Raw genomic sequence first — 18906 nt, 5'->3', positions numbered from 1 at the left:
CATGACGACCATCGACCCGCCGGGCGGCCACGGCCGCCCGGCGGTCCCGTCGGCCGCGACGCGGGCGCTGGAGCGTTGCGTCAGCGTCGAACCGGCCAAGTTCGCCGCCGCCCACTGGGGCCGCGCACCACTGTTGTCGCGGGCCGCCGAGCTGCCCAACCCCGACGGGTTCACCGATCTGCTCAGCCCGGCCGACGCCGACGAGCTGCTCAGCCGGCGGGGTCTGCGTACCCCGTTCCTGCGGGTGGCCCGCGACGGCCAGCTGGTGCCGGCGGCCCGGTTCACCGGCGGCGGCGGCGCGGGCGCGGAGATCGGCGACCAGGTTCTCGACGACCGTGTCCTGGAGCTGTACGCCGGGGGCGCGACCCTGGTGTTGCAGGGGCTGCACCGGCTCTGGCCCGCCCTGATCGACTTCGCCCGTGACCTGGGCACCGCCCTGACACAGCCGTTGCAGGTCAACGCCTACCTCACCCCGCCGGGCAACCAGGGTTTCGCCACCCACTACGACACCCACGACGTGTTCGTGCTCCAGGCCGACGGCCGCAAGCACTGGCGCATCCACCCGCCGGTGCTCACCGACCCGCTGGAGAGGCAGCCCTGGGGCGGCCGGGCCGACGAGGTGTCCGCCACCGCCGACGGGCCGGCGGCGCTGGACGTGGTCCTCGAACCGGGCGACGCGCTCTACCTGCCGCGCGGCTGGCTGCACAGCGCCCAGGCGCAGGAGACCAGCTCGCTGCACCTGACCGTCGGCATCCGCGCGTTGACCCGGTACGCCCTGGTGGAGGAGTTGTTGGCGCTGGCCGCCGAGGACCCCCGGCTGCGGGCCGGGCTGCCGTTCGGCACCGACGTCGCCGACCCGGACGCCATCGAACCGGAGCTGACCGAGACGGTGGAGGCGCTGCGCGACTGGCTGCTGCGGGCCGACCCGGCCGCGGTGGCCGCCCGGCTGCGTGGCCGGGCCTGGCCGGCCGCCCGCCCGGCGCCGATCCGGCCGCTGGCGCAGGCCGCCGCGCTCACCGCGCTCACCACCGACAGCCGGATCGCCCCCCGTCCGGGGTTGCGCTGGCAGCTCACCCCGACCGCCGACGCCCGGGTGGCGCTGCGGTTGGTCGACCGCACCGTCACCCTGCCCGACCAGTGCGCGCCGGCGCTGCACGCCCTGCTCGGCTCCACCGGGCTGCGGGTGGGCGACCTGCCCGGCCTGGACGACGACGCCGACCGGCTGGTGCTGGCCCGCCGGCTGCTGCGCGAGGCGGTCGCCGTACCGGCCTGAGTCACCCTGCCGCCCCGGGCGTCGCCCGGGGCGGTCAGCGGGCCGACACCAGCAGCAGCACCGTGGTCAGCACCCCGGCGGCCAGCACGATCGCCAGCGGGCGGGGGCCGAGCAGGGCATGCCGGCGGTCGGCCAACCGTTTCGCCGGGGCCAGCCCGGCCACCGGGCCGAGCAGGGTCACCACCAGCGCCAGCACCGGCATGCCCACCGCCAGGTCGCCGCCGTAGCGTTGGCCCACCGCGCGGGCGGCGGCCCCCAGGGCGTACGCGACGACCGCGCCGGCCACCCCGCAGAGGGCCAGCAGCGGGTTCACCGACCCCGGCAGCTCACCGCGCTGGCCGGCCCGGTCCAACAGCTCGCGGACCCCGCGCAGCAGCGGCACCGGGTCACCGGCGACGTCCCGGGCCGGCCCCGGCGGGTCGCCCGGTCGCCGGGTGCCCAGCCGGGACCGCAGCTCGGCCCAGAGGTGCCCCACCTCGGCGTCGACCCGCTCCAGCATCGACCGGGCGTCGACGACCTCCTGCTCGGCGTCGTGGAGCTGGGCGGTGGCCTGCGCGACGGCCCGCTCGGCGGCGGCGCACTGCTGGTCGTGCCAGGCCTGCGCCTCGGCCCGCTGGGCGGCCACCCGGCCGGTCAGCTCGGCGAGCCGGCGCACGTACGTGGCGTAGGTGTCACTGGGGACGGGTTCGTTCATCGGGACGGACCATAAGGGATGATCACCTGTCCGGTGCGGTGCACCGCCCGGTCGAAGAAGAGCCCCCGCCACGGACGCGGGTACCAGTCCGGCCCGCCGGAACCCGGGTAGAGCGCCGAGCCCAGCTCGCCGCCCTGCACGTCCAGGGCCACCCAGGCGCCGATCTGGTCGGTGCGGGCGGCCGGCCCGCCCAGGTCCGCCCGCATCCGGGCCACCCCGCGCCACCAGGCCAGCACGTGGGTACGCCGCTCCGGCCCGTCGTGCAGGATGCGGCGCAGCCGGTCCAGGCCGGTCGAGCCGGGTGAGCCGGTCGCCAGGGCCCCGGCCGCCGCGTCGACGGCGAACAGCAGCAGGTAGTGCGGGGTGCCCGAGGTGCCGGGGCGGGTCAGCGCGGTGGCCGTCTCGGCCATCAGCTCGGCGACGGTCTCCTCGTCGTACCAGGCGGCGTCGTCGGCGAGGTCCTCGTAGAGGGCGCGGGCCGCCGGGTCGGCGTCCGGGTCGAGGCAGGCGATGGAGAACCGGGCGGTGCCGGGGCGGTGCTGCCGGGCCAGCGACCGGGCGGCGGCGTCGAGCACCGCGCACGCCTCGTCGACCCGGGTGCCGAGGACCGCGAGGTTGCGGCCGGGTGCCCGGGGCAGCCGCAGCGCCGCCGACCGGGACTGCACGTCGATGATCTCCCCGAGCACGGCCACCGGGCCGCGCGGCGCGGTGTCGCCCGGCGGCGGGGTGAGGGCCCGGAAGTCGGGGGCCTCGGTGAGGCGGGGGATGGCGTCACCGTCGAAGAGCCGCGCCGGGGCGGCATCGGCGGGCCGCATCCGCCACAGCCGGTGCTGCAACTCGCTCCACGTCTCCCAGTCGCTGGCCGACGGGATGCGGGCCACCTCGTTGCCCTCGGTCAGGCCCGACTCGGCGTTGACCACCGCGTGGTAGCGGGGCAACGCCTGCGCGGCGTCGTTGCGTTCGGCCAGGATGCGCAGCGCCTTGGGCAGCGCGATCCGCAGGGTGAACTGGGCGACCAGCGCGGGCCGGCCCCACAGCGCCTCGATGCCCCGGACGTCCTGCGAGGCGAGCACCAGGTGGATGCCCTGCGAGCGGCCCCGCCGGGCGAGGTCCTCCAGCAGGTCGGCGGCCTCCCGGGCCACCACGTCCCGGCCGGCGAGCAGCGCCTGGAACTCGTCGACCACCGCGACGATCCGGGGCCAGTGCCCGGTCGGGTCCACCGCCCGCAGCTCGGACAGCTTGGTGACCTCGTGCTTCTTGGCCGCGTCGGCCCGCCGGCGCAGTTCCTCGGCGAGGAACCGCAGCAGCGCCAGGCCGAACTCCCGGTCGGTGTTGACGTTGATGCCGACCAGCCGCATGTGCGGCAGCCAGCTCGGGTCGCGCCGACCCTGGGCGAACCGGGCGAAGGACACCCCCTCCTTGAAGTCGAGCAGATAGAACTCCAGCTCGGCGGGGGAGTAGCGGGCGGCCAGCGCGCCGATCCAGGCGAAGATGAGGTTGGTCTTGCCGGTGCCCGACGGCCCGCCGATCAGCGCGTGCGGGGGATAGTCGCCGAGGGTCAGCAGCACCGGGCGGCCGTGTGGCCCCTCGCCGATCGGGGCGGTCAGCCCGGGTGCCGAGTCCTCCTTCCACATCTGCTCCGGTGGGGGGAGCAGGTCGGTGAAGGGGGTCGGCGGCGGGCCGGCGTTGACCCGGGTGGCGATCTCGCGGCAGGTCTCGGTGACCAGGGTGGCCGGCGGGGGCGGGTCGAGGCGTACCGGGGGCCGGGCGGGGTGCCGATCCGGGTTCCGTCCACGCCGGTGCGGACCCGGGTCAGGCTGGGGTCGTCGGGCAGGTCGATGCCGTGTACCACCAGGTGCACGCCGCAGGCCGCGCCGGTACGGACCACCCGGTCGAGTTGGCCGCGTTCGTGCCGGGACAGCTCGTCCCCGCCGAGCAGCACCGCCACCCGCCACGGCTCGGGCCGCCGGCCGGTGGCCGCGGCCAGGGCACGCAGCGAGCCGTACTCGCCGGCCAGCACCGTCTCGTTGATCCGGCGGATCTGCTCGACCAGGTCGTCGAGGAGCCGGGCCAATCCGCCCGGCCCGACGAAGGTCAGCAGCCCGGCGGTGCCCAGCGGGGCGAAGCCGGCGAGTCCGCCGCCGAGGTGTTCGGGGTCGTACCCGTAGAGCCGCACCGCGCCCGGGTCGGTCCGGCCGACACCACGCAGCAGCAGCGCCGACACCACCGCCTCGGCGCCCTCCCGGTCGTCGCCGTGCAGCTGCACGTGCCCGGCGTCGAGCAGCGGCACCAGCGCCGGGACCGGTTCGGCGTCGGCGACCCGCAGGGTGCCGACCCGCAGCGGGCCGGGGCTCTCGCCGCGTCCGGCCGGGGTGACCTGCCAGTGGGACCAGGGGGCGCTGGCCGCGCCGGGGGCCTCCCGGCGGGCCGCCTCGGCGGCCCGGTGGGCGAGTTCGGCGAGCCGGGCGGCGTGCCGCCTGTCGATCTCGGTCAGCCGCCGGTCGCGTTCGACGCCGACCCGCTCCGGCACGCCGGCGGCGGCCCGCCGGACCCGGGCGAGCCGGTCCCGGGCGGCGGCCAGCTCCGACTCGGCCGTGGCGACCCGGGTACGGGTGACGCCGAGCGCCTCGGAGAGCATTCCGCGTACCCGCGTCGCCAGTTGGGCCCGCAGATCAGCCACGGGACCCACCGTCCGCCCACGGGCTCCTCGGGCGGGGCGTGGCCGACCCGGCGGGCGGCGGCTCGGGCCGACGGCGCGGGGCCGGCTCGGGACGGCGCGGCTCGGTGTGCCGGTCGGCGGGTGGGCGCGGCGGCGACCGGTCGGGTTCCGGTGTCCGCCGTGGCGTCGGCTCCCGCTGCGGGTCGCGTTCCTCGCGGGGCAGGTCACGGCCGAGCCGGGCCAGCAGCACGCCGGTCAGCACACCGGCGGTGACGGCCGGGTCGGCGGCGTGCGGTTGTTCCTGCCCGTCCTCGCCCCGGCGGGGCGGGGGCATCCGGCAGACCCGGGTGAGCAGGGTGTGCAGCACCGGCGGCGGCAGGCCGGGCAGCAGGTCGCGGACCCGGCCGTCCAGTTCCCGGCGCAGCCGGGGCAGGTCGTCGGCGCGGGGCGGGTGCCCGAGCAGTTCCCCGGCGAGGTCGCGCAGCAGCGGCGGGGCGATCGCGGCCAGCCCCAGGCCGACGTCGGCGTGCGCGGCACGCAGCTCCCGGTGCAGCCGGTCCCGGTCGCCGGAGCGGATGCCGGCGACGACCCGGTGCAGCAGTTCCCGGGAGTCGGCGACCCGGTCGTCCGGCTGCTCGGGCGGGCCCTCCCGGCCGCCGGTCAGCTCGGCGACCCGGACCGCCCACCAGCGCTTGACGGTGGGGTCCTCGTCGGCGGCCGGCGCCGGGGCGGCCGGCGGTGCGGTGGTGTCGCCCCGTGGCCCGTCGTGGCGTGGTGCGGGGCCGTCGGCGCGGGCCGGGGGCGGGCCGTCGGGGGCCAGCCCGATGGCGGCCAGGTAGCCGGAGAGCTGTTCCTGGGCGACCCGCAGGGCGTGCCCGGCCGACTCGGCGTGTTCGGTGGCGGCGGCGAGTTCCGGCACCCCCATCGGGTTGGCCGACTCCTGGCGTACCCAGCGCAGCCGCTCGGTGGCCTGCCCGAACTTCTCCAGGGCCAGGGCGAGCTGGGCGAGGGGGAACTCCTCGGCGGCGGCCCGCACCTGGGCTCCGACGTCCTCGACGATCGACACGACGCCCCGCTACAGCGACGACACGTAGAGCTGCGCCTGTTCCACCGCGACGAGCGTCGCGGCGAGACATTCCTCCAGCTCCTGGCCGGCCTGGGTGAGGGAGGCCTGGGCGGCCTCGACGGTCTCGTGCCCGCTGCCCTCCAGCGCCCCGGCGAGGGTCTGCTGCGCCTCGGCGAGCTTCTCCCCGGCGGCCTGGACGGCGCTCTGCCCGTCACCGATCTGTTGGAGGGCGATGTCGATCGCGGCCTTCAGCTCGGCGACGCTCGCCACGGGTGACCTCCTGGGGGCGGGGAGATCTCCATTACAACGTATACCCGACGGGGAGAGAACATCCGCCCTGGCGGTGTTGCCGTCCCGCTGTCCGGTTACCGCCCTGACGTGCGCGAAGCCGCCGACCCCGTCCCGGTAGCGGGACACCGAATCCCGTCGACGGGACCGCCCCGGCGGGGTGCCGCACCACCCGCCCGCGCCCCGGACGGGGGTCAGGAGGGCAACCAGCGCGGGCCGTACACCTCGGCGCCCAGCTCGCCCACCCGGCCGCGCAGCTCCCGGTCGGCGGTGACCACCAGCCGCCGCCGGTCCGCCGCCGCCCGGACCAGGTCGACGATGGTGTCGTCGCCGGAACCGGGGGCCGCGACGGTGCGTACCCCGGCCACGCCCGGCACGTCGCGGGCCGCGCCCTCCACCACCAGCACCACCTCGACGGGCGCCGGCAGCTCCGGGGGTACGCCGGTGTCGGCCACCGGGACCAGCCGGTCGCGCAGCCGGGCCGCCGCACCGGCCCGGTCGTGCCACCAGCCGTCCGGCCGGGAACCGACCACGTTCGCACCGTCGACGATCAGCAGCGGATGGGTGTCCATGCCCCCCACCCTGCCACCTGTCGGCGTTTGTCGGGGCGACCGTCGGGTAGCCACCGGCGATCGTGTCGCGCCTGCGTGCCGCCCTCGGCGGCCCGGCCGCGCCCGAGGAGCGGAGGGGACAGACATGATGGGACCCGGTGACTTCGGCTCCGACCCGTGGGACGAGTTCCTGGCCCGGTACTTCGGCCGGGGTGAGGGCGGACGCCGGCCGGCCCATCGGGTCGACATCACCCGGCTGATGACCGCCGACGCCCGGGAGATGCTGGCCGACGCCGCCCGGCGGGCCGCCCAGAAGCACAGCACCGACCTGGACACCGACCACCTGCTCTGGGCGGCGTTGCAGCGCGAACCGCTGCGCGACCTGGTACGCCGTGCCGGCGCCGACCCGGACACCCTGGTCAACGCGCTCGGTGGCCGCGCCGACGGCGCCCCGCGCGGCGAGGTGCCCCCGAACCTCTCCCTCACCCCGGCGGCGAAACGGGCGTTGCTCGACGCCCACCAGCTCTCCCGGGCGATGGGGGCGAACTACATCGGACCCGAGCACATCCTGATGGCGCTGCCGCTCAACCCCGAGTCGCCCGCCGGTCGGATGCTCGCCGCCGGCCGCATCCAGCCCGAGTCGTTGCAGGCGGCCGGGGCCGAACGCGGGCCGATGGCCGGCCCGAAACCGGACCGGGGCACGCCCACCCTCGACCAGTACGGCCAGGACCTCACCGACCTGGCCCGCAACGACCAGATCGACCCGGTGATCGGGCGCGCCGACGAGATCGAGCAGGCGGTCGAGATCCTGTCCCGGCGTACCAAGAACAACCCGGTGCTCATCGGCGAGGCCGGCGTCGGCAAGACCGCCATCGTGGAGGGCCTGGCCGAGCGGATCTGCGACGGCGACGTGCCGCAGACGCTGCTCGGCAAGCGGGTCATCCAACTCGACCTGGCCGGCCTGGTCGCCGGCACCCGCTACCGGGGCGACTTCGAGGAGCGGCTGAAGAAGGTGATCGACGAGATCCGGGCCCACCGGGACGAGCTGATCATCTTCCTGGACGAGATCCACACCCTGGTCGGCGCGGGCGGCGCCGGCAGCGAGGGTGGCATGGACGCGTCCAACATGCTCAAACCGGCCCTGGCCCGGGGTGAGCTGCGGGTGATCGGGGCGACCACGCTGGACGAGTACCGGCGCAGCATCGAGAAGGACGCCGCCCTGGCCCGCCGGTTCCAGCCGGTGCTGGTGCCCGAGCCCGGCGTCGAGGACACCGTGGCGATCCTGCGCGGCCTGCGGGACCGCTACGAGGCCCACCACCAGGTCCGGTTCACCGACGAGGCGCTGGTCGCCGCCGCCGAACTGTCCGACCGGTACGTCACCGACCGGTTCCTGCCGGACAAGGCGATCGACCTGATCGACCAGGCCGGTGCGCGGGTCCGGCTGCGCACCCGCACCCCCGCCTCGGACGTGCGGGAACTGGAACAGCAACTGGAGGACGTTCGCCGGGACAAGGAACAGGCGGTCGCCGACGAACAGTACGAGAAGGCGTCCGCGCTACGCGACCGGCTCGCCGAGCTGGAGGCGCAGATCGGCCGGGCCCGGGGCGACGGCGGGGACACCCAGGTCCCCTCGGTCGGCACCACCGAGATCGCCGAGGTGGTCTCCCGGTCCACCGGCATCCCGATCAGCCAGCTCACCGAGGAGGAACGGGACCGGCTGCTGCGCCTGGAGGGGCAGCTGCACCAGAAGGTGATCGGCCAGGACGACGCGGTCAGCGCCATCGCCGAGGCGGTCCGCCGCTCCCGTACCGGGCTGGCCGACCCGAACCGGCCGATGGGCAGCTTCCTGTTCCTCGGCCCGACCGGCGTCGGCAAGACCGAACTGGCCCGCGCCCTGGCCGAGGCGCTGTTCGGGGAGGCCGACCGGATGGTCCGGGTGGACATGAGCGAGTTCCAGGAACGGCACACGGTGGCCCGGCTGGTCGGCGCGCCGCCCGGCTACGTCGGCTACGAGGAGGCCGGCCAGCTCACCGAGGCGGTCCGCCGCCGCCCGTACGCGGTGGTGCTGCTCGACGAGATCGAGAAGGCCCACCCGGACGTGTTCAACGTCCTGCTGCAGGTGCTCGACGACGGCCGGCTCACCGACAGCCAGGGCCGTACGGTCAACTTCAAGAACACGGTTCTGATCATGACGAGCAACCTGGGCTCGGAGCTGATCACCGGCAGCCAGCGTACGGTCGGGTTCGGCGTCGGCGCGCAGGGCGACCAGCAGGAGGCCGACGAGCTGCGGGAGCGGCTGATGCGCCGGCTCCAGGAGAACTTCCGCCCGGAGTTCCTCAACCGGATCGACGAGACGATCATCTTCCAGCGGTTGGAGGCCGAGCAGCTGCGCCAGATCACCGGGCTGCTGCTGGAGGAGACCCGACGCCGGCTGCACGCCCAGGACATCCAGGTCGACGTCACCCCGGCCGGCACCGACTGGCTGGCCGAGCACGGCTACCAGCCGGAGTTCGGGGCCCGCCCGCTGCGCCGGGTGATCCAGCGGGAGGTGGACAACCGGCTGTCCCGGATGCTGCTGGAGAACCAGCTCTCGCCGGGCCAGCGGGTCACCGTCGACGCGCGTGACGGCGCGCTCGCCTTCGACGTGTCCGCCGGCGACCGCGACCACACCCCCGCCAGCACCTCGCATCCGCGATGACCGGAGGGCCGCGATGACCGAACCCGAGCAGCCGCAGGAGTACGCCGAGCGGACCGCACCCATCCTCGCGCCCCCGACGGCGAACCCGGCCCGGGTCCAGGTGCCGCCGGAGGGCCCGGGGCAGTGGACCGACGACGGGGACCCGGCACCACCCGGGCCACCGGAAGAGGAGGCGTGATGGCACGCGAACAGCGACTCGACCCCGAGGTCGAGCTGATCTGGGAGGACTTCCACGCCGAGGTGAACGTCCCCTCCGAGCAGCTGCGGCAGTGGCTGCTGACCCGGGGGTCGGGCGAGGAGGCGTTCGGCCCCGACCCGGACCTCGACCTGCCCGAGCCCGGCCGGCAGATCCTGGCGGTGCTGCGCAAGCGCAAGGTCGACCTCACCCCGGCCGACGTCGCGGTGATGCGGACGGCGATCGACCGCATCCGGTCGCTGGTGGACGAGAGACCCGGCGACGGCAACGCCGACGACGAGTGGCGGCACGCCCTGCTCGATCTGGGCCACGACGTCCTCGTCGAACGCTGACCCGACCCGTGCGCGGGCACCCGGGACGCCGTCCCGGGTGCCGCGTCCGTCGGGCGGGCTACTCGGATTCCAGGCTGGGCAGTCGCAGGCCGGCGGCGTCGGCGGCGTCCTGCCGCTCGGTGCGGGTCTGCTCCTCCCGGGTGAGCAGCGTCGCGTACTCGGTGATGTCGGCCGGGTCGGGCACCTCGGGCAGCCGGCGCAGGAACGTCTCGACGTCGCGGGTGGCGGCGGTGTGCGCGCTGGCCGCCCGACGCAGCAGCTCCCGCTGGTCGGCGGCCGGATAGAGATCGGTCATGCAGGGCTGATACCCGCCGTCACGCCGTTCGCACCCGCGAGGCCGGGCGGACCGTGCCGGTGTCCCGGGCCCCGAACTCGGGATGCCGCAGCAGCCAGGCCAGGTAGTCCGGGTGCGCGGCCAGCGAGTCGGTGTACGCGGCGACCGCGTCGTCCAGCACCGCCTCGGCGACCCGGGCCGCCGGGGACTCCGGGTGCCAGCCGAGCAGCAGCCGCCAGCGCAGCGGGGTGCCGGCCAGCCGCCGGGTCACCAGGCCGGCGACCGGGCGGAAGGTGGCCTGGCACAACGCCACCGCCTCCCCGGCGTCGACCAGGTCCATGCAGCCGCGCACGTCGGTCTCGTACACCTTGCGGGGGGTGAAGCCGGCGCGGGCGCAGGCGGCGGCGAAGCAGTCGCCGAAGCAGCCGTCGCCCGGCGCGGCCACCCACTGCTCGTGGCGCAGGTCGGCCAGGCCGACCTCGTCGCGGTCGGCCAACGGGTGGGCGGACGGCAGCAGCACCAGCACCGGATCGACCGCCACCTCCCGCCAGGCCAGCCCGAACTCCGCCGGTGGGGTGGCGTCGCCGCAGACGCCGGTCAGCGCGAAGTCGAGCCGGCCACCGGCGACCAGGGCGGCCAACTCGTCGGCCGACCAGGACGCGTACGTGGTGATCTGCGCGTGCGGCTGCTCGGCGGCGAGCCGGTGCACCAGCCGGCCCAGGATCGGGCTGTTCACCCCGCCGAACCGGTACCGGCCGAGGGCGTCGTCGGCCCCCGCCAGCCGGGCCGCCTCGTCCTGCAGGCCCTTCATCGCCGGCAGCAGCACCCGGGCCCGGGACAGCACCAGCTCGCCCAGGGCGGTCGGCCGGGCGCCCCGCCGGTCGCGTTCGAACAGCGGACCGCCCAGCGCCCGCTCGATGCGCTGAAGCTGGGCGGTCAGGGCCGGCTGGGCCAGGCCGAGGGTGGACGCGGCCTTCGTCACGCTGCCCGTCTCGGCGATAGCGCAGACCACCCGGAGGTGACGCAGCTCCAGATTCATATGGTGACGGTATGGCCACACGTCGATAGACGGAAGGCCCCGGACCGAACCGGGCCGGTGAACCTGACGGATCGGGGCCGGTCGATCACTCTCGCGGACGGCGGTTCAGGTCGGCCAGTTGGGTGCGCCGGCCGGTCACCGCGTCGCGCAGCTTGTCCACCACCCCGACGGCCGGTTCGACGATCCGGTTCCACGGCGGGGTGGCCGGGGTGCCCGGATGCGGCCGGGTCGGTGCCGCCTCCTCGGCGATCTCCCACCGGTTGCCCAGCCGGATCAGCTCCGCGTCGGAGGCCACCTCGCGCAGCGGGGTGACCAGCTCGGCCACGGCGGCGACGTGCCGTCGGACCCGGGCGGCGACGTCGGACAGCGTCGGGTCGTCCGGCCCGGCGAGGGCCTTCAGCGCGGTCAGCAGCGCCGCGTCCGCCGCGATCTCCCGCTCCACCCGGGCGGTGGCGTCGGGCAGCGCCGCGCGGACCGTGGGCAGCAGGTACTGCTCCTCGGCCGACAGGTGCCGCGACACCATGGCGGTGAGCACCTGGAGCACCTCCCGCCGCCGGGCGGGGGACACCGTGGCGTCGGTGACCTCGTCGACCAGGGCGAGCAGCTGCCGGTGCTCGGTGTCGGCGAGGTCGGCCATGCTCCGCCCACCGGGGCGGTAGGCGTCGTCGGCGGACGGCGGCAGCGGTGGCAGGGGAACGGCGGACATGACGTCCTCCTCGGCGGGGCCGGCGCGGGTCGCCGGCCGGTGCGGCGGGCGGAACGGGGACGCCAGCGCCGGTACCCGCACCCGGTGATCGGCAAACCGGGGCGGCGCCCACGCCGCTACCGGCCCCGCCGGCCGGCACCCCCGGCGGCGGGTGGTCCCCGGGTGGCCGGGCCGTTCGCGGCCGGACCGGCGACTGGTAGAAAGAGGCGATGACGAGCGATGCCGCCTCCGCCGTGCCCGACCCCACCGTCGAGGTCGTCGACCTCTGCCGTGACCTGCTGCGCATCGACACCACCAACACCGGCGACAACGACACCAGCGCGGGCGAGCGCCGGGCCGCCGAGTACGTGGCGGAGAAGCTCGCCGAGGTCGGCGTGGCCGCCGAGATCCACGAGTCCGCGCCGGGCCGGGCCAACCTGATCGCCCGCATCCCCGGCACGGACCCCGGCCGCGACGCCCTGCTCGTGCACGGCCACCTGGACGTGGTGCCGGCCGACGCCGACGAGTGGTCGGTGCACCCGTTCTCCGGGGAGGTCCGCGACGGCTACCTGTGGGGCCGGGGCGCGATCGACATGAAGGACTTCGACGCGATGGTGCTGGCGGTGGTACGGCACTGGCAGCGCACCGGCGTCCGCCCGCCCCGCGACATCGTGCTGGCCTACACCGCCGACGAGGAGGCGGGCAGCGACTACGGCGCGCACTTCCTCGTCCAGCAGCACCGGGACCTCTTCGATGGCTGCACCGAGGCGGTCGGCGAGGTCGGCGGCTTCTCCTACTCGATCAGCGACGCCCAGCGGCTCTACCTGATCGAGACGGCCGAGAAGGGGCTGGACTGGATGCGGCTGCACGCCAAGGGCCGCCCCGGGCACGGCTCGTTCGTCCACGACGACAACGCGGTCACCGCGCTGGCCGAGGCGGTGGCCCGGATCGGGCGGCACCGGTTCCCGCTCACCGTCACCCCGACCGTCCGGGCGTTCCTGACCGAGCTGTCCGACGTGCTCGGCGTCGAGCTGGACCCGGACGCCCCGGAGACCGCCATCGCCAAGCTCGGCCCGATCGCCAACATCATCGGCGCGACCGTCCGCAGCACCGCCAACCCGACCCGGCTGGCCGCCGGCTACAAGGACAACGTCATCCCCGGCCGGGCCACCGCCACCATCGACTGCCGCAGCCTGCCCGGCCAGTCGGAGCTGCTGGAACGGCAGCTGCGCGAGCTGGTCGGCCCGGACATCGAGATCGAGTACATCCAGCGTCAGCCCGCCCTGGAGACGACCTTCGACGGCGATCTGGTCGACGCGATGTCGGCGGCGTTGCGGGCCGAGGACCCGGGGGCCCGGCCGGTGCCGTACATGCTCTCCGGCGGCACCGACGCCAAGGCGTTCGCGCAGCTCGGCATGCGGTGCTTCGGTTTCGCCCCGCTGCGGCTGCCGGCCGACCTCAACTTCTCGGCGTTGTTCCACGGCATCGACGAGCGGGTACCGGTGGACGGACTACAGTTCGGCGTGCGGGTGCTCGACCGGTTCCTCCGCAACTGCTGACCGGACCCGGTGCCGCACCTCCCCCCATGTCTCGAAGGGACAGCCTCATGACCGACCAGCACGGTGAGCTGGACGCCGCCCTGGAACGCGTGATCGACGCGGCCCGCGCCCACCTGACGGCCGTGCGGGCCGCGCAGGGTCGGATCGACGACGACGACGTCTGGCAGGCGTACGTGGCGTTGAACAACGCCTCCTTCGCCTACGACGAGCAGCTGCTCGACGCGTTCGGCGAGGTCACGCCCTGGGACGTCGAGTCGATCGACCCGGACGAGGCCGACGAGCGGTTCGGCGGGGCGGCCGGGGACGCCGAGGCCACCGACCCGCACCCGCAGGTCATCTCGGTGCGCCAGCGCCGCGACTACCGGGTGCCCAGTGTCTCGGCGCTGCTGCGGGTCGCCGAGGTGGCCCGCCGCGAGGGCACCCCCGAGGACGACGAGCCGGCGCCGGTCGAGGGGGTCGGCGAGGCGGTGCTGGAGCTGTTGCAGAGCGGCGACGGTTCGCTCAGCGCCCTGGACGTGCCGGAGCTGGAGCCGCTGGACGGCGTGGTGATGGTCAGCGAGGTCGGCACCCCGGTCGACCTGGAGTCGTTCGACGACGACGACCCGGTGGGCCCGTTCACGCCGGCCGCCGACGACCGGCTGGTGGGCCGGCTCGACGAGCACCCGTTCCTCGACGAGGACGACCACGACCACGCCGGGCACCAGCACTAGGCGGCGGCCGGGGTCGCCCGGCGGCGGCACCGGGGTCGCCCGGCGCGGGCCGGCCGGCGGCCCCGGTGCCGCCGGCCCGCCGGGGTCAGTAGGACAGGCCCGGTTGGGGTTGGTTGACCCGACGGCGGCGCAGCACCACCTTGCGGGTGCCGTCCCGGAACAACTGCACCCGGGCCAGCTCCCACCCGGAGAACTCCGCCTGGATCGCCAGCTGCGCCGCGGCGGTCAACCGGTCGACATTCGGCGGCAACCGCAGCGGCGCGTATTCGTAGTCCATGGCACCTATGCTGCCCAGCCCGGCGGCCCCGCGCCACCCTTTGACCGGTGCGTCGCGCCACCCGGTGTCGCCGGTCAGACCGCCGCACAGTCGGTCGCCCCGTGCTGCCAGGAGTGGTCGTAGCGGCCGGCGAGCCGTTCGATGAACTCCTCGACCGCCCGTTCGTCGAGGGCGTCCAGCCGCTCCAGCCGCTGCCAGGCGGTCAACCCGATGCCGTGGCCCAGCGCCGGGTAGGGGGCCACCACCACGTCCCGGGGATGGCGGCGGCCGAGCCGCTCCAGCTTCTCGACGTCGCCGGGCGGGACGTCCGGGGCGTACTGCACCAGCACGTGCCCGTGTTCCAGGGCGTGCACCTGGAGTTCCTCCGGCACCGCGTCGCGGTAGACGCCGGGCACGACGACCCGGGGCGAGTGCGGACCCGACGTGGGCGGCAACGTCCGGTACGGCTCGTGGGGCGCCCCCTCGTACGCGATGTGCCGGTTGCCCTCGAACGGCTGCGCCGTGCCGGGCAGCCGGTCGCAGGGCAGCGCGGTGTCCCCGTCGACCAGCCCGACCAGCACCCCCACCCCGAGGCTGGACATGGTCGCCACGCTGAGCACGGTGACCACGACACTGACCACCGGGCCGAGCCATCTGCGGTTCACGTGGCCAACTTTCCGGCGCGGTAACGATTACGGACGACCACCCCGAGCGGAAGCAGCACGTTCAGCGAGGCAAATGCGGCCAATGCAATTCCCTCCCACCAGTAGGCGCTGCCGAACGGCGCTCCGATCAGCACCCCGGCGGCCCACCCGAGTGTCACTTTCGCCCCCGGTAGCAGAAAATGGATGGCGAACCAGACCATCCAGATGACTCCGGCGACATACAACAATCGGTACCAGCGGGACACCCGCAGATCCCGGGCGTGCGCGTCGCGCAGCACGGTGCGTTCAGCCGGGGTCAGCCGGCGAATCCATTTCTTGAGGCTGAGCCGGGTCACCTCGTGCAGGTTGCGGCAGCCGGTCGCCGTGGCCATCACCAGGTACATGTCGGTGCGCAGGTAGGCAAGCGTCTGGAAGGCCAGCTTGACGGCCTGGCTGAACACCACCATGGCCAGGAACCGCACCATTCCCGGCGGCAGCTCCAGCCAGCCCCGCGACCAGGCGAAACGCGGCGCGACGGCGGCGAACAGCAGGATGCCGTCGATGGCCATGCCGGCCAGGAAGGGGCCGTAGCGGCGTTCCGGCGGCAGCGCCCACAGCCCGGTCAGGTCGGTCTCCAGCACCGGGAAGATCCCCCGGCGTTCCAACCGCAGTTGCGACCGGACGCCGACGGCCGCCCCGGCGAACGCGTGCCACGCCTCGTGCACCACCGTGAGCAGGGCCACCGTGACGTTGGTGATCAGCAGGCTGAGCACCACGTCCGGGAAGATGAAGGTGTCCTCGTAGGTCGGCAGCAGGGACGGTTCGGCGACGAACATCGCCAGCGTGGCGACCAGCGCGCCGACGTAGACCGTCCAGGCGACCCGGCCGAACAGCGGCCGGACCAGCCGGGCCGGGATGCGGGACACCGACCAGGGGCGGGCCTGCGTCGGCGGCGGCCCGTCGTCGGACGGCGGCCGGATGACGCCCGCCTCGACGAGCACCTCCACGAAGTCCAGCGCGTCGACCGGTTCACCGGTCTCGCGTTCCACCTCGTCGGCGGCCTCGGCGACGGTCCGGCCGGCCGCGAACAGCGCGACCAGCCGTGCCCCCACCTCGGGCACCACCACGAAGTTCCCGCTGGCCAGGTCGCCGACGACGTACTCGTCGTCCTCCTCCTGGCGGACCACCAGGTGGGCCACCGGAGGGCGGCTGTCCAACCCGAGCACGGTCACCGTTCCTCCTGGAACCAGCCGCAGGTGTCGCACTTCGTGCCGGGCCGGGGATTGACCACGTAGTGGTAGGTCAGGTCGGTCAGGCTCAGGTGGAACATCCGGCCCCGGGTGGTCGTCGGGATGCCGGCGAGGTGGTAGACGACGTCGAGGGCGGCCAGGTGCCCGGTGAGGTTGGCGGTGGGGGCGATCACCGCGTGCCCGGTGAACGGGAACAACTCCTCCGGCTCGGTGCCGTGCTCCTCGCGCAGCCGGTCGGTGACGCTCGGCAGGCACGCCTCGCAGCAGGTCTGACCGGGCACGAAGAGGCCGATCACCGCCATCGGGCCGGCGTACTGGGCGAGCATCCAGGGCGTGCCGGTGGCCAGGGCGGCCCGGTTGGTCCACTCCCGGATGGCGTGCCGGGGCTGGTCGGCGCAGAGCACCAGCAGGTCGCGGTCGCGCATCAACGCCGCCACGTCCGCCGTCGAGTCGACCCGGGCCTCCTCGCCGGTCACCGTGACGTGGGAGTTCATCCGGCGCAGCCGGGCCACCGCGGTGTCCACCTTGGCGGCGCCGATGTCGTCCTCGGTGTAGAGCAGTTGCCGGGTCAGGTTGCCCGCCTCGACCACGTCGAAGTCGACGCAGTGCACCGCGCCGACCCCGGCGGCCACCAGGGAGGCGGCCACCGCCGAACCGGAGCCGCCGAGCCCCAGCACCACCACCCGGCCCGCCTTGAGCCGGGCCTGCACCTCGTAGCGGGAGGTGCGCGGGGTCAGGTCCACCCACGCGTGGTAGGTGAACGCCCGGTCGTACCGGTCGACCTCGGCGGGGCTCAGCTCGGGCGGGGGCGGGGCGGCGGCGTCCTCGACGTACCCGGCGTCGATGATCGTCTGCATCGCGTCGGTGGCGTCCTCGGCGGCCATCTCCGGGCGCGCGGCGAGCAGCGCGGCGACGATCTCCGCCCGGGTACGGGTGCCGTCCATCAGGCCGAGCAGCTCCCAGAGGCTGCCGTCCTCGTCGTCGATCTCCGCGCCGACCCCCAGCTGCCGACCACCGATGTTGATCAGGGTCGGGTGGAGCCGTACCGGCTTGTGGATGCCCTTGATCCGGGGCCGCTGCATCGGGCGAAGACCTCCTGGAGGGTGGCCGGCCGGGGCGCGGCGTGCCGCGCCCCGGCCGAAACGGGGTGGGTCAGCCGCAGACGTCGTTGCGGCAGCCCGGCTCGCTGATGATGGCGACGGTGGTCTCGAGCCGCTCGAGCTTGCGCACGACGACCTTGGCGGGCTTGCGCTTGACGTCGGTCTTACGGTCCACGGGTCCTCCAACGAAATGGGAGAAACGACGCGGCGGGGGTCGCTCACGCCGCAATCATTAGAGCACCGTCATTGGTTCGCCACAATGTTTACGGCAGCCGGATCGGGCAGTTTCCGCCGGGCCGAATCGCTTTCCGGACAGGCCCACCGAAAAGTGGACGCCGAAACCCGGGCCAACAGCGCCAGGGGGTCCCGAAGCCGCCTATTCGGACGGAACATCGCAAGCGGCCTTAATGAAATATGGGAGAGTGGCAGTTGGTAAAGGACGATCGGTGGAGTTGGCACGTGCTCGGTGGAATTGACACGTACCGGTGTGCTTTTGGTCCGGTCCGCCACCTTGTGCGCCGGCGCAGGGGTCAGCCCTCGCGCTCCGGGTAGCCGACCGGCACGGCGGACACGTCGTCCAGCGCCGTGGTGATCTCCTCCGGCAGGGTCATCCGTTCCACCTGCAACGCGCCGAGCAGCTGCCCCACCGTGCGGGCACCCAGGACCGGCGCGGTCACCCCCGGCCGGTCCCTGATCCAGGCCAGCGCCACCTCCAGCGGCGACACGCCCAGCCCACCGGCGGCGATGCTCACCGCCTCGACGATGCTGGAGCAGCGCGGCTCCAGGTAGGTGGCGACGAACGCCTCGAAGTGGGCCGAGGCCGCCCGCGAGTCCGCCGGGCGGCCGTTGCGGTACTTGCCGGTCAGCACTCCCCGCCCCAGCGGCGACCAGGGCAGCACGCCCAGGCCCAACGCGGCGCAGGCCGGCAGCACCTCCCGCTCCACCCCCCGCTCCAGCAGCGAGTACTCCATCTGGGTGGCGACCACCGGCGCCCGCCCCGGCCAGGCCGCCTGCCAGGCGGCGGCACGGGCGGTCTGCCAGCCGGAGAAGTTCGACACCCCGACGTAGCGGACCCGGCCCGAGGCGACCGCGTGGTCCAGCGCGGCCAGCGTCTCCTCCAGCGGGGTGTCCGGGTCGTAGCCGTGCACCTGCCACAGGTCGACGTGGTCGGTGCCGAGCCGGCGCAGCGAGGCGTCCAGCGTACGCAGCAGGTGCCCGCGCGAGCCGTCCCGCCGCCGGCCGCTGCCCGGCCGCAGCCCCGCCTTCGTGGCGATCAGCACGTCCTCGCGGGGGACCAGGGTGCCCAGCAGCGACCCGAGCACCGACTCGGCGTCGCCGTCGGCGAACACGTCGGCGGTGTCGACCAGGTTGCCGCCCGCGTCCAGGAAACTCTTCAGCTGGGCCGCCGCGTCGTCGGCGTCGGTGTCCCGGCCCCAGGTCATGGTGCCGAGCGCGAGCCGGGAAACCGCCAGCCCGCTTCGGCCGAGCGGTCGCTGTTGCATGGGTGAACCTTATTTCGAACGCGGCGCAACCGATATCCTCGCTCCCGGCATCTCTGCCTGTCGCGTCGCCGATCCGACCGTCACCGCCGCCCGCGACGCCACGTTGTGCACCGGATGCGCCGGTCCGGTC

19 protein-coding genes and 1 pseudogene are annotated in these 18906 nt (G+C 74.7%); 6 read left to right on the top strand and 14 right to left on the bottom strand.

The window, feature by feature from the left end; genetic code table 11:
- Window position 1: 1 nt before the first annotated feature.
- A complete protein-coding gene (locus FJK98_RS19625) occupies window positions 2-1273 on the top strand; it encodes a cupin domain-containing protein (protein WP_145920321.1) in 1272 nt (423 codons plus the stop codon).
- 34 nt (window positions 1274-1307) lie between these two features.
- On the opposite strand, the gene FJK98_RS19620 is transcribed toward FJK98_RS19625, so the two are convergent.
- From FJK98_RS19620 to FJK98_RS19600, 5 genes and pseudogenes are all read right to left on the bottom strand, one after another.
- On the bottom strand, window positions 1308-1967 hold the full coding sequence (locus FJK98_RS19620) for a hypothetical protein (RefSeq protein ID WP_145920320.1): 660 nt from the start codon (window positions 1965-1967) through the stop codon (window positions 1308-1310).
- Window positions 1964-4647 (bottom strand): annotated as a pseudogene (locus FJK98_RS19615) (FtsK/SpoIIIE domain-containing protein). Before FJK98_RS19615 ends, FJK98_RS19620 begins: the two are co-directional and overlap by 4 nt.
- Window positions 4640-5692, bottom strand: coding sequence for a hypothetical protein (locus tag FJK98_RS19610; RefSeq protein ID WP_145920319.1), 1053 nt, complete (start codon window positions 5690-5692; stop codon window positions 4640-4642). The pseudogene FJK98_RS19615 and the gene FJK98_RS19610 overlap by 8 nt, the downstream one beginning before the upstream one ends.
- 9 nt (window positions 5693-5701) lie before the next feature.
- On the bottom strand, window positions 5702-5962 hold the full coding sequence (locus tag FJK98_RS19605; RefSeq protein WP_088646224.1) for a hypothetical protein: 261 nt from the start codon (window positions 5960-5962) through the stop codon (window positions 5702-5704).
- 212 nt (window positions 5963-6174) lie between these two features.
- Window positions 6175-6552, bottom strand: a complete 378-nt coding sequence (locus FJK98_RS19600) for a hypothetical protein (protein ID WP_088646223.1) — start codon at window positions 6550-6552, stop codon at window positions 6175-6177.
- A gap of 124 nt (window positions 6553-6676) precedes the next feature.
- Here FJK98_RS19600 and FJK98_RS19595 point away from each other — a divergent pair, with 124 nt between their 5' ends.
- The 3 genes from FJK98_RS19595 to FJK98_RS19590 are packed head-to-tail and all read left to right on the top strand — an operon-like array spanning window position 6677 to window position 9757.
- A complete protein-coding gene (locus FJK98_RS19595; RefSeq protein ID WP_145920318.1) occupies window positions 6677-9229 on the top strand; it encodes an ATP-dependent Clp protease ATP-binding subunit in 2553 nt (850 codons plus the stop codon).
- A 13-nt stretch (window positions 9230-9242) separates the two neighbouring features.
- A complete protein-coding gene (locus tag FJK98_RS33275) occupies window positions 9243-9407 on the top strand; it encodes a hypothetical protein (protein ID WP_168222508.1) in 165 nt (54 codons plus the stop codon).
- On the top strand, window positions 9407-9757 hold the full coding sequence (locus FJK98_RS19590) for a DUF3140 domain-containing protein (protein WP_145920317.1): 351 nt from the start codon (window positions 9407-9409) through the stop codon (window positions 9755-9757). Before FJK98_RS33275 ends, FJK98_RS19590 begins: the two co-directional genes overlap by 1 nt.
- 58 nt (window positions 9758-9815) lie before the next feature.
- On the opposite strand, the gene FJK98_RS19585 is transcribed toward FJK98_RS19590, so the two are convergent.
- From FJK98_RS19585 to FJK98_RS19575, 3 genes are all read right to left on the bottom strand, one after another.
- A complete protein-coding gene (locus tag FJK98_RS19585; RefSeq protein ID WP_145920316.1) occupies window positions 9816-10052 on the bottom strand; it encodes a hypothetical protein in 237 nt (78 codons plus the stop codon).
- A gap of 19 nt (window positions 10053-10071) precedes the next feature.
- Window positions 10072-11070, bottom strand: a complete 999-nt coding sequence (locus tag FJK98_RS19580) for a LysR family transcriptional regulator (protein ID WP_145920315.1) — start codon at window positions 11068-11070, stop codon at window positions 10072-10074.
- An 85-nt stretch (window positions 11071-11155) separates the two neighbouring features.
- Window positions 11156-11776, bottom strand: a complete 621-nt coding sequence (locus FJK98_RS19575) for a hemerythrin domain-containing protein (RefSeq protein WP_145920314.1) — start codon at window positions 11774-11776, stop codon at window positions 11156-11158.
- A 209-nt stretch (window positions 11777-11985) separates the two neighbouring features.
- On the opposite strand from FJK98_RS19575, the gene FJK98_RS19570 reads away from it, so the two are divergent.
- Both FJK98_RS19570 and FJK98_RS19565 read left to right on the top strand, forming a co-directional pair.
- Entirely contained in the window at window positions 11986-13314 is a 1329-nt protein-coding gene (locus FJK98_RS19570) for a M20/M25/M40 family metallo-hydrolase (RefSeq protein ID WP_145920313.1), read from the top strand.
- A gap of 47 nt (window positions 13315-13361) precedes the next feature.
- Window positions 13362-14024 (top strand): hypothetical protein, encoded by a 663-nt coding sequence (locus FJK98_RS19565; RefSeq protein WP_145920312.1) that lies wholly within the window; start codon window positions 13362-13364, stop codon window positions 14022-14024.
- An 85-nt stretch (window positions 14025-14109) separates the two neighbouring features.
- On the opposite strand, the gene FJK98_RS19560 is transcribed toward FJK98_RS19565, so the two are convergent.
- From FJK98_RS19560 to FJK98_RS19540, 6 genes are all read right to left on the bottom strand, one after another.
- A complete protein-coding gene (locus FJK98_RS19560; RefSeq protein WP_088646215.1) occupies window positions 14110-14301 on the bottom strand; it encodes a DUF5703 family protein in 192 nt (63 codons plus the stop codon).
- A 74-nt stretch (window positions 14302-14375) separates the two neighbouring features.
- The gene (locus FJK98_RS19555; RefSeq protein ID WP_145920311.1) at window positions 14376-14945 is read right to left on the bottom strand and encodes a DUF3105 domain-containing protein; all 570 of its coding nucleotides are present in this window, start codon (window positions 14943-14945) and stop codon (window positions 14376-14378) included.
- Window positions 14942-16156: a hypothetical protein gene (locus FJK98_RS19550; protein WP_145920310.1), complete on the bottom strand. Its 1215-nt coding sequence runs from the start codon at window positions 16154-16156 to the stop codon at window positions 14942-14944. The genes FJK98_RS19555 and FJK98_RS19550 overlap by 4 nt, the downstream gene beginning before the upstream one ends.
- On the bottom strand, window positions 16153-17256 hold the full coding sequence (locus tag FJK98_RS19545; protein ID WP_145920309.1) for a ThiF family adenylyltransferase: 1104 nt from the start codon (window positions 17254-17256) through the stop codon (window positions 16153-16155). The genes FJK98_RS19550 and FJK98_RS19545 overlap by 4 nt, the downstream gene beginning before the upstream one ends.
- A gap of 70 nt (window positions 17257-17326) precedes the next feature.
- Window positions 17327-17449 carry a hypothetical protein gene (locus FJK98_RS34560; protein ID WP_255470009.1) on the bottom strand — a complete coding sequence of 41 codons (123 nt, stop codon included), beginning with the start codon at window positions 17447-17449 and terminating at the stop codon, window positions 17327-17329.
- A 355-nt stretch (window positions 17450-17804) separates the two neighbouring features.
- Window positions 17805-18776 (bottom strand): aldo/keto reductase, encoded by a 972-nt coding sequence (locus tag FJK98_RS19540; RefSeq protein WP_145920308.1) that lies wholly within the window; start codon window positions 18774-18776, stop codon window positions 17805-17807.
- Between the last annotated feature and the right edge of the window lie 130 nt (window positions 18777-18906).

The organism is Micromonospora sp. HM134 (genome assembly GCF_007833915.1).
GTDB lineage: Bacteria > Actinomycetota > Actinomycetes > Mycobacteriales > Micromonosporaceae > Micromonospora > Micromonospora wenchangensis.
Note: the sequence above shows the minus strand (reverse complement) of the source record. Positions and strands in the feature narration are given on the sequence as shown.

Coding starts and splice junctions, on each gene's coding strand:
- FJK98_RS19595 (WP_145920318.1), top strand. CDS start 6,677: ATGATGGGACCCGGTGACTTCGGCTCCGACCCGTGGGACGAGTTCCTG.
- FJK98_RS19565 (WP_145920312.1), top strand. CDS start 13,362: ATGACCGACCAGCACGGTGAGCTGGACGCCGCCCTGGAACGCGTGATC.
- FJK98_RS19575 (WP_145920314.1), bottom strand. CDS start 11,776: ATGTCCGCCGTTCCCCTGCCACCGCTGCCGCCGTCCGCCGACGACGCC.
- FJK98_RS19625 (WP_145920321.1), top strand. CDS start 2: ATGACGACCATCGACCCGCCGGGCGGCCACGGCCGCCCGGCGGTCCCG.
- FJK98_RS19545 (WP_145920309.1), bottom strand. CDS start 17,256: ATGCAGCGGCCCCGGATCAAGGGCATCCACAAGCCGGTACGGCTCCAC.
- FJK98_RS19590 (WP_145920317.1), top strand. CDS start 9,407: ATGGCACGCGAACAGCGACTCGACCCCGAGGTCGAGCTGATCTGGGAG.
- FJK98_RS33275 (WP_168222508.1), top strand. CDS start 9,243: ATGACCGAACCCGAGCAGCCGCAGGAGTACGCCGAGCGGACCGCACCC.
- FJK98_RS19600 (WP_088646223.1), bottom strand. CDS start 6,552: ATGGACACCCATCCGCTGCTGATCGTCGACGGTGCGAACGTGGTCGGT.
- FJK98_RS19620 (WP_145920320.1), bottom strand. CDS start 1,967: ATGAACGAACCCGTCCCCAGTGACACCTACGCCACGTACGTGCGCCGG.
- FJK98_RS19540 (WP_145920308.1), bottom strand. CDS start 18,776: ATGCAACAGCGACCGCTCGGCCGAAGCGGGCTGGCGGTTTCCCGGCTC.
- FJK98_RS19570 (WP_145920313.1), top strand. CDS start 11,986: ATGACGAGCGATGCCGCCTCCGCCGTGCCCGACCCCACCGTCGAGGTC.
- FJK98_RS19580 (WP_145920315.1), bottom strand. CDS start 11,070: ATGAATCTGGAGCTGCGTCACCTCCGGGTGGTCTGCGCTATCGCCGAG.
- FJK98_RS19585 (WP_145920316.1), bottom strand. CDS start 10,052: ATGACCGATCTCTATCCGGCCGCCGACCAGCGGGAGCTGCTGCGTCGG.
- FJK98_RS19560 (WP_088646215.1), bottom strand. CDS start 14,301: ATGGACTACGAATACGCGCCGCTGCGGTTGCCGCCGAATGTCGACCGG.